We start from the raw sequence: 12618 nt of genomic DNA, 5'->3' as shown, positions 1-12618 counted from the left end.
CGGTGCTCGTTCGACGGAAGGATTTAGACGGGAACCCGGTTCACCCGCCGCTGACGGCGGGCGGTCAGTCCGTGTTCAGCGGCGGCAGTTGCTCCTCGATGTACTCCAGGTCGGCGTCGAGCCAGTCCGGAACTTTCAGCTCCTGGCCGAACTCCGAGGGCTCCTGGTCGAGCGTGAACCCCGGCCCCATGGTCGCGTACTCGAAGACGGCGCCGCCGGGTTCCGTGATGTACTGCGAGTGGAAGTAGTCGCGGTCCTTCCGGGAGGTCGTGATGTACCCGTTCGCCCGGAGTTCGTCGCTCCACTCCGTCTGCTCCCACTTGTTCGCGACCCGGAAGGCGACGTGGAGGTACGTTCCGATCCCCATCACGCCGTTCGGGGCGTTCGGTCGGATGAGGACGTCGACGACGTCGGCGCAGGGGCCCTCGCCACCCGACTGATACCGGACGAGGTCGCCGGCCTGCGGGTGGTCGGAGCGCCCGACGCGCTCCCAGCCCATCGTCTCGAGGATGTCGAAGGTCCCCTGGGGGTCAGCCGAGTGGATCGTGACGCTGTGCATTCCGCGGACGCCGTGTTCCTCGGGGACGTCGCTGCCGTCCCAGGGTTCGATGTCGGTGTCGTCGTTCGTCACGAGCACGTAGGGCGTGCCGTCCGGGTCGGTGAACGAGATGCGGGTCTGGCCGAACCGCTCCTCGACTGTGTGCTCGACGCCGTGCTCCTCGAACCGGTTCTGCCAGTAGTCGGCCGATCCCTCGGGGATGTTCAGGCCGGTCGAACTCATCTGCCCCTTCCCGACGACCCCCTCCTCCATCGGCATGTTCGTCATCGGGAAGTAGGTGATGACGGTCCCCGGCGTCCCCCCCTCGTCGCCGTAGTAGAGGTGGTAGATCTTCTCGGGAACGTCGAACCGCACGGTCCGCTTGACGAAGCGGAGGCCGAGCACGTCCGTGAAGAAGTCGTAGTTCTCCTGCGGTTCGTCGGCGAACGCGGTCACGTGGTGGATTCCGTCGATAGCGGTTGGCATGCTAAGTCGTACCTAGGGTTCGTTGCTCCTGGGATATAATTTTCGACGGGTCACACTTTCGGCCCGACGCTGTCCGTCGGTCCCGCCCGCGCAATCCGCCGCGAACGTGTACTCGCGTCCCGGGACTGGTCTCGGGAAGCGGGCCGACCGACGAACGGTCGAATCGACACTGAGAGCGGATTACCGGTCGACTCCGAGTCCACGAGTAGCGCCGCAGAAATCGCGTTGTTTCGTCAGTGGATCGTCCCGCCGTAGTCTGGCCTGAAGAACGGGCTACTCCGCGCCGGCGTCGTCCGCTTCGGCCGCCGCGGCCTCGCTGCTCGTGTGTCGCTTCGCTCCCGCTCGCCCGTCCGAGGCCTCCTCCCGGTCGGCCTCGCGCTGCTCGCTCAGCTTCTCCCAGATCTCGGTACATCCCGCGCCCGACGGGACGTCTTCGAGGTGTGCGCCGTCGTCGTCGACCTCGTCGGCGTCGGCCACCTTGCGGCTCATTCGTTCCCCCCGTCCTCGCGGTCGCCGAACAGTTCCGGCGCCGCGTCCGCGGACGTGTGTTCCCGCGGCTCCTTCTCGGCCAGTCCATCCCTCATCACGCACGACTACACGCCACGTCCGGATAAGGGGGTCTGCGTAGACAATCGCTACCGACGCTCCCCGGTACCGGAACCGATTGCCGTCATCACGGTCGCCCCATCGACCGCGTATTGTCCCGCAGTCGTGCGGTTATCGGACGTGAGTCCGTCACCGGACGCGACGAGGGTTGCGCCCGCCGACGGGGCTACACGCGAGGGGCGCGTTTGTCCGGTATGGCCGTCTCGTTGCGCACGCTGGACGACGGCGCCTGGGTCTCCGTGGAGGACGAGCGACGCGTCGGGGCGAGCGAACTGTGGTACGTCACGGGGGTGTGCGATTGCGAGGTCGCCGACTTCGTCGTCGAGGGCATCACCGACGTCGACGTCGACGGGCGGACGATCGCCGCGGAGACGTACGGGACCTGCATCCGCTGTGGCCGGTCGGTGACCACCGACCCGGTTCCGGTCGGACGCCTCGTCGACGGCGCGTTCGAACCCCTCGCGGCGGAAGCGGTCCGGATCCCGTGGGGTGACTCGGTGGGGTGGCAAGTATCTCCGGTATCGGGAACTTCCGGGGACGATTGACGGCGGGGGTCGCTTTAGGGACGTGGCGGTCCGAGTGGGAGCAAGAATGCCCACGGACGTCGAGAAGTGGAAGTCGGAGACGTACGGCAACGAGATACGGGAGCACCTGATGGAGTTCGCCGAGGGGGGCTGGGAGTCCATCCCCGAGGACGAGCACGACGCCTGGTTCGAGCGCTTCAAGTGGTGGGGGCTGTACCACCAGCGGAACGGCCAGGAGAGCTACTTCATGATGCGGATCGGCACGCCGAACGGGGTGCTGACGCCCGGACAGCTCCGCGTCGTCGGCGAGATCGCCGACGAGTACGCGCGCGGTCCCGGCGAGAACCCCGAGTTCGGCGCGGCCTACTGCGACTGGACGACTCGCCAGTCCATCCAGCTCCACTGGATCCGGCTGGAGGACATCCCCGACATCTTCGAGAAGCTGGAGGCCAACGACCTCTCGACCCAGCAGGCCTGCGGGGACTCCTGGCGAAACATCGTCGGCTGCCCGGTCGCCGGCAAGGACAGCAACGAGTTCGTCGACGCGCTGCCGGTGGCCATGAACCTCCACGACACGTTCAAGGGCGACGACGACCACACCAACCTCCCCCGCAAGTGGAAGGTGTCGGTGACGGGCTGCCGCGAGGGCTGCGGGCAGGGCGACATCAACGACCTCGCGTTCGAGCCGGCCGAGAAGGACGGACGCAAGGGGTTCAACGTCCGCGTCGGCGGCGGCCTCGCGCGGAACGAGCCCCGCCTCGCCCGCGACATCGACGTGTTCGTCGAGCCGGAGGACGCCAACGAGGTCGCCGGCGGCATGTCCGCGCTGTTCCGCGAACACGGCAATCGCGAGGACCGCTACTCCGCCCGCATCAAGTTCCTCGTCGACGAGTGGGGCACCGAGAAGATCCGCGACGTCCTGCAGGAGGAGTTCGTCGACTTCGAACTGGAGACGGCGGGCGAGGACCTCCGCGACGAGTACACGTACAACTCGGGGCGCGCCACCGGGGGTCACCACGACCACGTCGGCGTCCACGAGCAGAACGACGGCAACTACTACGTCGGCCTCAACGTCCTCGTCGGTCGGATGGGCGTCGACGACACCCTCGAACTCGCGGACCTCGCCGACGAGTACGGCTCCGGCGAGGTGCGGCTCACCCAGCGCCAGAACGTCCTGGTGACGGACGTGCCCGAGGAGGACCTCGACGACCTGCTCGCAGAGCCGCTGCTCGAGGATTACTCGCCGGACCCGCACCCGTTCATGCGCGGCTCCATCGCCTGCACGGGCACGGAGTTCTGCTCGCTCTCCATCGTGGAGACGAAGAACCGCCAGGTGCGTTACGCCCGCTGGCTGAAGGAGAACGTCGAACTCCCCGACGGCGTCGAGAACTTCCACATCCACCTCTCGGGCTGCACGGCGTCGTGCGCCCAGCCGCAGATCGCGGACATCAGCCTCCGCGGGATGAAGACCCGCAAGGACGGCGAGGCGGTCGAGGCGCTCGACATCGGCCTCGGCGGCGGCCTCGGCGAGGACCCGCGCTTCGCCGACTGGGTCGGCCAGCGCGTCCCCGCCGACGAGGTGCCCGGCGCCATCGGCAACCTGCTCGCGAGCTTCGAGGAGCGCCGCGAGGGCGAGGAGTCCTTCCGCGACTTCGTCGAGCGCAGCGACGAGGAGACGCTGGAGGTGCTCATCGAGCCCGAGGAGACCTCCTACGAGGACCCGTACATGCACAACACGAAGCTCACGTGGTACCCGTACGCCGAGGAGGACTCGATGGACGACAGCCCGGCGCCCGCCAGCGCCGACGGAACGCCCATCACCTCGGACGACTAAGCCCCGCCCATGCCCGACCGACTCATCCGGGTGAACGCCTACACCACCTTCGACATGCTGGACGGGGAGGCGCGGGGACACGGGTTCGAGGAGTCCGGGCTGGCGGTGCTCAACGTCACCGCCCCGCGCGAGAACCCCGACCACGTCACGCTCGAACTGGAACTGGACAACAGCGACCTCGAGGAACTCCCGGCACACGCGGATCGGGTGACGCTCTCGGCCGCGCAGGCGCGCGAACTGGCCGACGAGCTAGAGTCGTACGCCGACCGGGTCGACGCCGCGTCGGAGTGACGCCCCCGGACGGGAAACCGGGGTGACAGGAAGGTTCTCGCGGCTGAGAACCCGGGGCGAACCCTTTTCCCCGCACTCGGCCGACCTCCCGCCAATGTGGGCCCGTGAGCGGGACGTCGTCGACTACGCCGTGGTCAGCGCCGTCACGCTGCTGCTGTATCTGCAACTCCCCTTCCGTCCCGAGATCCGCGAGACGCTCCGGTGGACCGCGACCGAGCTCCAGCTTCGGATCGAGGAGTCGCCGGAGGCCGTCGTCGCCGCGTTCATCATCTTCGTCGCGCTGTTCGGGGGCGCGTTCGTCCTCGGCATGGTTCGCCACGCTTCGCAGTGAGCGGTTCCGGGGGGCGCCGTCCGGAACCTGCAATCGCGACCGACCGATACCTCGGTTTTTCCCGTCCGGGCGCGAGTGACGACACGTGACCCCTTCCATCGGAGACGCGTTCGGGGAGGACCGACCCGCCGGCAGTTGGTTGTCGATCCCGCACCCGCAGGTGGCAGAACAGACCGCAGCCGCGGGGTTCGACTTCGTCGTGATCGACACGGAGCACGCGCCGACGACCGTCGAGACGGTCGAGTCGATGGTCCGCGCCGTCGACGCGGCGGCGGGTGAGACGGCGCCAATCGTCCGCGTCGCGTGGAACGACCACGTCAGGATCAAGCGCGTGCTCGACACCGGCGCCGCCGGGGTGATGGCGCCGCAGGTGAACACGCCCGAGGAGGCCGAGGCGTTCGTGGCGGCGACGCGCTACCCGCCGGAGGGGAGACGCGGCATGGCCGCCGCGCGTGCGTCGAACTACGGCCGGGACTTCGGGGAGTACGTCGCCTCCGCGAACGACGAGATAGCGACGATCTCGCAGGTCGAGTCGCCCGAGGCCGTCGAGAACGTTGCGGCTATCGCGGACGTCGAGGGGATCGACACGCTGTTCGTCGGGCCGGCGGACCTGTCAGCGTCGCTCGATGTCTTCGGGGAGTACGACTCCGAGGTCTACACCGACGCCGTCGAGACGGTGCTCACCGAGAGTTCGGTCCCGGTGGGGACGCTCGCCACGACCCCGGACGAGGTGGACCGCTGGAACGACGTCGGGTTCGACTACCAGATCGTCGGGACTGACGCGGGGTACCTGGCGACCGGCGCGGCGGAGTCTCTGTCCCGGTATCGGTAGCCGGGGCTGGGAGCGGGTCGGGTTCGGCGGGAGAAACGGGGTCGGGTTTCGGTCGGTCGTCGCTGTCGCGTTCAGACGGGGCGGCCGCCTTCGCTGGTGCCGACGAGGTACGTCCCGTAGGTGAGCAGCGCCGCCGCGGCGACCAGCACGACGTTCGGGACGGTCGCCGTTCCCGGTGTCACGCCCGGCAGGAAGAGGAGGGTCCCGACGACCATCAGGGCTGCACCGATGAGGGTCTGCTGTGACATGGCCGGGAATGTGGGCCCGTCCGTAATGAGGTTTGCCTTCTACCCCGGCGCAGTCGTGCGATTTTGTGCCCTGTTACCACTCGTCAGGGGGCCCGCTCGCCGGCTCGGACGGCGGTGTCGAGCCAGTTCTCCGAGGGTGCGAGCGGACAGGCGAACGCGTCCGCAAACGCACAGAAGGGGGTGTACGCGAGGTTGAAGTCGAGGACGACCTCGTCGCCGTCGGCGAGTTCGCCGTCCGGGTGGAGATCCATGTACCGCCCGCCGTCGTACGTCTCCTGCCCGGTGGTCTTGTCGCGGAACGGGACGAACAGGGCCTCGTCCCCCGGCTGTCGGTACCCGGCCAGGGTCGATTCCTCGGGCTCGCCGTCGTCCCGCGGCAGGGCGAACGAGAACGTGACGGTCCGCTCGTACCTGACCGCCTCGCCGTTCCGAACCGTCAGTTCGACCGGGTCGGGGTCCTCGTGGACGGTCGCGGTCGCGGTCACCCGGTACGCCGGGTCCGGCGGGAAGTAGTCCAGGCCGTCGAACGACTCCCGCTCCTCGGGCGGGAGCGGCGACTGCCGGTGCTCGGCGAAGAACTCGTCCTTCTCGGCGCGGTTGGCGCGCACCTGCGCGGCCCACTCGTCGTCGGTCACGCCGCGTACTTCGCGACCCGGCGGTTTGAGTGCCGCGACTCCGGGTTGTCGGAAAACGGGAACGGGTGATCGACGGTCGCTTACCGGCGCGCGAGGAGCGCGGCGCCGAGGATGGCGACGAGCGCGAGCGCGGCCGTGAAGCCGGGCACCGACGTCTCGGTCTCGTCGGTCTCGCCGTCCTCCTCGGCGTTCGAGTCGTCGAGGCTCGTCGTCGTCTCGCCGGCACCGTCGGTGGTCGTCGCGGTGGACGTGCCCGTGGCGGTGCGCGAGGAGTCGCCCGAGGTGAGGTACGCGCTGTCGCTCACGGTGGCGTTCGTCTCGGTCCGGTACGTGGTCTCGTTCCCGACTGCGAAGGACTCGTCGCCGTCGTCCGTGTACGCCTGGGCGTAGGAGACCTGGTCGCGCGCGAACTCGCGTTCGAGTTCGACGGTGACGTTCTCGTGCGTGCCGGCGTCCAGGTAGTCGCTGCTGCCTACGTACCCGCCGGACTCGTTGTACACCGCGACGAACCCGCCCTCGGGGAGGGTGGCTTCGGAGACGGTCACCGAACTGGCGATCTCCTGGTCCTCGTATTCGACGTTCGCCGTCCCGCTCGCGGTCCCGTTCTCCGTCCCCGTCGTCTCCTGGGCGGCGACTGGGCCGGCCAGGGCGAGGCCGGCGACGGTGGAGAGCAGTACGACAGCGGAGATGAGTGTGCGTCCGTTCATGGGTATCGTCTCACGACGCCGACAGACGCCGTGGTCGCTCGACTATTCAGAAGGGTGGGAAAAGAGTCCGTCGTTCGAGAACGGGGATCGTTGGCACACTGCGGGGCGATCGTCAGTTCTGAAACCGGTCGGGATCGAGGAACGAACTCGGTCATTGCCGAGCACTGAACGGTTCCGGCAGGCCGAAATCTACGCTTTTCAGACAGGTGTTCGAAGAGGTACTGGTTCTCGCCCGACCAGTCGGCCGTCGAGACAGTCACGAGCACGACAGGACGCGTGCAGCGTCGAGCGACGGGGACTCGGCCACTCGAGGGGTCGAACGGGCGGAATTCCGGGCGTCGCGTCGGTTCCCCTGCCGGCCGGCGTCCACTTAGCTTCGACGGGCAGCAGGGGGGGATGGCTTCGCGTCCACGGTCGTCGCGCTTCGGTTTCGAGCCGGTTGGTCGGAATAAAGACGGCAGATTTACGGTATCCGTCGTCAAACGGGAAGATGTTCACGAGTGGGTGCCCCACACGTGAACGCCTCTGACAGCGGACTCTCCCCCCTTGTCCGCTTTTGTATCATTCCACCGAACCAGTTTTACCCCCGAGCGGTGTCGCTCGGATGTGAGCCTCGTAGCGGAGTTCCGCCTCTCGCACCCGGACATCCCCCTCTCGGCGTCGCTCGACCGCGCGCCGGGGTTCTCCCTGTGGGCCGAGCAGTTGCTGGCCAACGATCCGACCGCGCCGACGGTGTTCTTCTGGGCCGAGGGGGAGGCCTTCGAGCGGTTCGAGTCCGCGATGGACGACGACCCGACGGTCGACCGCTGGGAGCGCGTCGAATCGCTGTGCGACCGGCGGTTCTACCGCCTCGACGTCGACGCCGAGGCGTCGGTGGTCCTCTACCCGACGGACCTCCGGTTCGGCGTCTCGCGGCTCGGCTTCTCGGAGACGGTCGAGGGGCTGGACGTGCGGACGCGGTTCCCGGACCGGGACACGATGTGCAGCTACTTCGAGGCCTGCCGGGAGAAGGGGATGGACGTCACGCTCCGCAGGCTGTACGAGGGCGCGGACGAGGACGAGGGTCCGGTCGACGTCTCTGACAAGCAGTGCGAGGCGCTCCGACGGGCCGCCGAACTCGGCTTCTTCGCGGTCCCCCGGGACGCGGGCCTGGGCGACGTGGCCGAGTCGCTCGGCGTCTCCCGGCAGGCCGCCTCGGAGCGGATCCGGCGCGGGACGGAGGCGCTGGTGTACGAGTCGTTCGATCTGGAGGACTGATTCCGACTCGACCGATTCGGTTTCGTCGGCTTCGTTCAGGTTACTCTAGGAACGGCTACATAGGAAGCCCCCGCGGCCCCTTCCATTCCCACCCTTCCGGTTATCCAGCCGAGCGGTGCGACCCTGACTACCGAATGCGCACGCCGTCGGTAGTCCCTAGTCGTTTTTCCGGCGGACGGTCGGGGGGATGCGGCGGGCGCACAGCGAGCGGCCCGAAGGGCCGGGAGCCGCGCCCGCCGGGGAGGCGTGGGGACATCCACGACGCTCGCCAGACCGTCCCTCTGGGTGGGACTGAAAGGGGCCGGCTTCTGCGCGAACCCCGGCGAAGCAAGCACCGTAGCCGAACGAGCGGAGCGAGTGAGGTGAGGAGCGCAGCGAGCCGCGGGAGCGCAGAAGCCGGGGGCTTTCGAGGGAGTGTTGTCGGTGGTTCCGTAGACGATCAATGAGACGAGGGTTCCGAAACGAGAGAAGCAGGAGAATAGCCCAGAACCCGAACTAATCGCTCCTACAGGTAGTCCTCGATGTAGTCGGCGACCTCGTTCGGGGTGTCACCGACCGGGACCCCGGCGTCGTTGAGGGCGTCGATCTTCGACTCCGCCGTCCCGGTCCCGCTCCCAGAGACGATGGCGCCAGCGTGGCCCATGCGCTTGCCCGGCGGCGCGGTCCGCCCGGCGATGAAGCCCGCGACGGGCGTGTCCATGTTCTCCGCGATGTACCGGGCGGCCTGCTCCTCGTCCTCGCCGCCGATCTCGCCGCACATCACGACCGCCTCGGTGTCCTTGTCGGCCTCGAACGCCTCCAGCGCGTCGACGAACGACGTCCCGATGATGGGGTCGCCGCCGATGCCGATGGCGGTCGTCTGGCCGATGCCGCGCTCGGTGAGGTTCGAGACGACCTGGTAGGTCAGCGTGCCCGAACGGGAGACGAGGCCGACGTCGCCCGACTCGAAGATGTTGCCCGGCAGGATGCCGAGCTTCGACTCGCCGGGCGTGATGATGCCCGGGCAGTTCGGCCCGAGCAGTCGGGTGTCGACCTCCGAGAGCCGCTTGTTCACCTTCGCCATGTCCTGGGTCGGGATGCCCTCGGTGATGGCGACGACGAGGTCGAGCGGCGAGTCGAGCGCCTCGAAGATGGCGTCCCCGGCGAACGCCGGCGGGACGAACACGACCGAGGCGTCGGCGTCCTCCTCGCGCGCGGCCTCCGTGACGGTGTCGTACACCGGGACGCCGGCGACCTCCTGGCCGCCCTTTCCGGGCACCGCGCCCGCGACCACGTTCGTGCCGTAGTCGAGCATCTGTTCGGTGTGGAACTTCCCTTCCCCGCCGGTGATGCCCTGCACCACCACGCGGGTGTCGTCGTCGACGAATACGCTCATTGGTTGACCTCCTTCGCGTTCGCGACCGCACGCTGGACGGCGTCCTCCAGCGTCGATTCGACCTGCACCAGGTCGGTGTTCAGGATCTCCATCCCCTCCTCGGCGTTCGTGCCCGCGAGGCGGACGACGACCTGCTTGGGGATCTCGTCGAACTGTTCGAGCGCCTCGTTGATGCCCTTCGCCACCTCGTCGCCGCGGGTGATGCCCCCGAAGATGTTGAAGACGACCGCATCGACGTTCTCGTCGGAGAACACCATATCGAGCGCGTTCGTCACGCGCTCGGCCTTGGCGCCGCCGCCGATGTCGAGGAAGTTGGCGGGCGACCCGCCGTAGTGGTCCACGAGGTCGAGCGTCGTCATCACGAGGCCCGCGCCGTTGCCGATGATGCCGACGTTGCCCGAGAGCCGGACGTAGTCGAAACCGTAGTCGTTCGCCTTCGCCTCGAGGTCGTCCTCGGCCGCCTCGTCCTCCATCTCGGCGAGTTCGGGCTGTCGGAACAGCGCGTCCTCGTCGATGTTCATCACCGCGTCGGCAGCGACGACCTCGCGGTCGGCGGTGACCATGACGGGGTTGATCTCGATGTCCGCGGCGTCGCGCTCCTCGTAGAGGTCGTACAGCGTCGAGACGATCGAGGCCACGTCGCCGGCCACGTCGCGCTCGATGCCCGCCTCGTAGACGACCTTGCGGGCCTGGTACGGGTGGAGGCCGAACGCGGGGTCGATGTGTTCCCGGGCGATGGCCTCCGGCGTCTCGGCGGCCACCTCCTCGATGTCGACCCCGCCCTGGGTGGAGACCATTGCGACGGGCTCGCCCTCACCGCGGTCCATCGTGATGCCGACGTACAGTTCGTTCTCGAAGTCGACGCCGGCCTCGACGAGCACCTCCTCGACCGTGTACCCCTTCAGGTCCATGCCGAGGATGTCCTCGGCGGCCTCCCGCGCCTCCTCGTCGCTGGTGGCGATCTTGATCCCGCCGGCCTTCCCGCGCCCGCCGACGTGCACCTGCGCCTTGATGGCCGCCGGGTAGCCGATGTCCTCGACCGCGTCCATGACCTCGTCGACGCTGGACGCGAGCCGCGAGTCGGGTACCGGGATCCCGGCGTCGGCGAAGATCCCCTTCGCCTGATACTCGTGGAGTTTCATCACGCAGAATCGCGGCCGGGAGGCGCTTAAATCCCGCCATCTCCGGCCGTGCTTGCTCGGGGGGACCGCGCCGTACCGTCCGGTAGTCTCCCTCCGGAGCGCCGACCTCGGACGGTTCTCGCTTCGTTCCCTACTGGGACGCCCCGGAGGCGCCGGACGCCTCGGACGGAACCGACTGCGTGCCGTCGTGCTCGACGAGCAGGCCCGGCCGCCGCAACTCGCCGACGTTCTCGACGACGAGCGTCGGCCGGATGCTGGCGGTCTCGACCGACGCGCGGTCGGCGTCGCCGGTCAGCACGCAGACGGACTCGCAGCCGAGCGCCTCGGCGAGCGCGATGTCGGTCCCGATCCGGTCGCCGACGACGGCGACGTCGTCGGGGTCGAGCCCGCTCGTCGCCATCGCGGTCCGTACCATCTCCGGGTTCGGCTTCCCGAAGACCCGATCCGGTTCGCGGCCGGCGGCCGTCTCGACGAGCGCACCGATGGAGCCACAGTCGGGGACGAGTCCCTCGCCCGTCGGGCAGACGAGGTCGGGGTGGGCGAGGAGGAAGCTCGCGCCGTCCCGGATCGCCAGCGTCGCGCGCCGCGTCTTCTCGTACGTGAGTTCGGTGTCGAAGCCCACCACCACGACCTCCGGGTCGTCGGCCTCGGGATCGACGTCCGCCCGCTCGACGGCCGCCCGCATCGCCTCCGTGCCGACGACGTACGACGACGTCACGCCCTCGTCGTCGAGGTAGTCGAGCACCGCGTCCGTCGAGAGGATCACCTCGTCCTCGTCCGCGGGGATGCCCATCCCGGTGAGCGTCTCCGCGTAGTTCGTCTTCCACTTCGACGAGTTGTTCGAGAGGAAGAACACCTCGGTCCCCGCCGCCCGGAGGTCGGCGACGAGGTCGGCCACCCCCTCGACGGGTTCGTCGTCGACGTAGACGGTCCCGTCGAGGTCGAAGAACACCGCGTCCTTCGTGGCGAGCGGCGCCATCGACGCGAACGACCGGTCGGCCGCGAGCAGGTCCGCGAGGTCGTCCACCTCGACCCACGGGACGTCCCCGACGTCGACCGGTTCGACGTCGTGCCCGTCGCGGGAGACGACGTCGTCGATGGCCAGCTCCGTCCAGTGGTCGTACGCGCCCTCGACCTCGACCCGTCGCCGGATCGCCTCGAACAGTCGCGCCGAACACGAGGCGGAGAATCGATACACGTCAAGCGAGGTCGCGTGCGCCTCGCTCCGCGGGACGTCCTTGGCGATGTGGTCGACAAGCCGGTCGTCGTCCACGGTCACCTTCATCGCCTCCTCCTCGTACACCGACGCGTTGCACGCGATAGCGCTCCCGTCGCTCCGGGAGGTGAGCTCGCTGAAGATCGCCTCGTCGCACGCGACGTCCCCGTTGCTCAGGAGGAACGGCTCGCCCCCGACCTGTTCGCGGACGATGGACAGCGAGTACATGTTGTCGGTGTTCGCGTACGTCTCGTTCTCGTGGACGGTGACCGTCACGCCCGGCAGGTCACTCGCCACCGCCCGGCCGAGCGTTCGAACCTGGTCGGCCAGGTAGCCCGCGACCACGTGTACCTCGTCGACGCCGGCCTCGGCGTACCCTCGCAGTTGCCGTTCCAGGATCGGAACCGAGTCGACCGTCACGCAGCACTTCGGTCGGTCCAGCGTGATAGGTCGGAGGCGAGACCCAACGCCAGCGGCGAGAATTACTGCTTTCATCGTACGATGCGGACCGCCACGCAAGCGGATAAGAGCGGGGTTGGAAAGCGCGACGTACCCGAACGTACGTTCGCGCTATTCTATATCACGTTCCCTACCTC

General features: G+C 68.4%; 14 protein-coding genes. 6 read left to right on the top strand and 8 right to left on the bottom strand.

The window, feature by feature from the left end; translation table 11 throughout:
* Positions 1-64: 64 nt before the first annotated feature.
* Together HUG10_RS08730 and HUG10_RS08725 are read right to left on the bottom strand one after the other, a co-directional pair.
* The gene (locus tag HUG10_RS08730) at positions 65-1024 is read right to left on the bottom strand and encodes a VOC family protein (RefSeq protein WP_179169206.1); all 960 of its coding nucleotides are present in this window, start codon (positions 1022-1024) and stop codon (positions 65-67) included.
* 273 nt (positions 1025-1297) lie between these two features.
* Positions 1298-1513 (bottom strand): hypothetical protein, encoded by a 216-nt coding sequence (locus HUG10_RS08725; protein ID WP_179167593.1) that lies wholly within the window; start codon positions 1511-1513, stop codon positions 1298-1300.
* A 311-nt stretch (positions 1514-1824) separates the two neighbouring features.
* Between HUG10_RS08725 and HUG10_RS08720 the strand changes: the two genes are divergently transcribed.
* The 5 genes from HUG10_RS08720 (at position 1825) to HUG10_RS08700 (ending at position 5442) form a co-directional block, all read left to right on the top strand.
* The gene (locus HUG10_RS08720; RefSeq protein ID WP_179169205.1) at positions 1825-2175 is read left to right on the top strand and encodes a hypothetical protein; all 351 of its coding nucleotides are present in this window, start codon (positions 1825-1827) and stop codon (positions 2173-2175) included.
* A gap of 46 nt (positions 2176-2221) precedes the next feature.
* Positions 2222-3988, top strand: coding sequence for a nitrite/sulfite reductase (locus HUG10_RS08715; protein ID WP_179169204.1), 1767 nt, complete (start codon positions 2222-2224; stop codon positions 3986-3988).
* A 9-nt stretch (positions 3989-3997) separates the two neighbouring features.
* Positions 3998-4279, top strand: a complete 282-nt coding sequence (locus tag HUG10_RS08710) for a DUF6360 family protein (RefSeq protein WP_179169203.1) — start codon at positions 3998-4000, stop codon at positions 4277-4279.
* Between the two features lie 94 nt (positions 4280-4373).
* Complete coding sequence (locus HUG10_RS08705; RefSeq protein WP_179169202.1) at positions 4374-4610, top strand: hypothetical protein; 237 nt, start codon at positions 4374-4376, stop codon at positions 4608-4610.
* An 85-nt stretch (positions 4611-4695) separates the two neighbouring features.
* Positions 4696-5442 (top strand): HpcH/HpaI aldolase family protein, encoded by a 747-nt coding sequence (locus tag HUG10_RS08700; protein WP_179169201.1) that lies wholly within the window; start codon positions 4696-4698, stop codon positions 5440-5442.
* A gap of 71 nt (positions 5443-5513) precedes the next feature.
* Here the strand turns inward: HUG10_RS08700 and HUG10_RS08695 are convergent, their stop codons facing one another.
* The 3 genes from HUG10_RS08695 to HUG10_RS08685 form a co-directional block, all read right to left on the bottom strand.
* Positions 5514-5690, bottom strand: a complete 177-nt coding sequence (locus HUG10_RS08695) for a hypothetical protein (RefSeq protein WP_179169200.1) — start codon at positions 5688-5690, stop codon at positions 5514-5516.
* A gap of 83 nt (positions 5691-5773) precedes the next feature.
* Positions 5774-6325, bottom strand: coding sequence for a DUF1684 domain-containing protein (locus HUG10_RS08690; protein ID WP_179169199.1), 552 nt, complete (start codon positions 6323-6325; stop codon positions 5774-5776).
* Positions 6326-6405: 80 nt separating this feature from the next.
* Positions 6406-7032, bottom strand: a complete 627-nt coding sequence (locus HUG10_RS08685) for a DUF7282 domain-containing protein (protein ID WP_179169198.1) — start codon at positions 7030-7032, stop codon at positions 6406-6408.
* Between the two features lie 606 nt (positions 7033-7638).
* Here HUG10_RS08685 and HUG10_RS08680 point away from each other — a divergent pair.
* Complete coding sequence (locus tag HUG10_RS08680; protein WP_179169197.1) at positions 7639-8289, top strand: helix-turn-helix domain-containing protein; 651 nt, start codon at positions 7639-7641, stop codon at positions 8287-8289.
* A 505-nt stretch (positions 8290-8794) separates the two neighbouring features.
* Here the strand turns inward: HUG10_RS08680 and sucD are convergent.
* From sucD to HUG10_RS08665, 3 genes are all read right to left on the bottom strand, one after another.
* Positions 8795-9664 (bottom strand): succinate--CoA ligase subunit alpha, encoded by an 870-nt coding sequence (gene sucD / locus HUG10_RS08675; protein WP_179169196.1) that lies wholly within the window; start codon positions 9662-9664, stop codon positions 8795-8797.
* Entirely contained in the window at positions 9661-10806 is a 1146-nt protein-coding gene (gene sucC / locus HUG10_RS08670; RefSeq protein ID WP_179169195.1) for an ADP-forming succinate--CoA ligase subunit beta, read from the bottom strand. Before sucC ends, sucD begins: the two co-directional genes overlap by 4 nt.
* A 130-nt stretch (positions 10807-10936) precedes the next feature.
* Positions 10937-12517 carry an HAD-IIA family hydrolase gene (locus tag HUG10_RS08665; RefSeq protein ID WP_179169194.1) on the bottom strand — a complete coding sequence of 527 codons (1581 nt, stop codon included), beginning with the start codon at positions 12515-12517 and terminating at the stop codon, positions 10937-10939.
* Positions 12518-12618 lie beyond the last annotated feature (101 nt).

The sequence above is a fragment of the Halorarum halophilum genome (assembly GCF_013401515.1).
Taxonomy (GTDB): domain Archaea; phylum Halobacteriota; class Halobacteria; order Halobacteriales; family Haloferacaceae; genus Halorarum; species Halorarum halophilum.
Note: the sequence above shows the minus strand (reverse complement) of the source record. Positions and strands in the feature narration are given on the sequence as shown.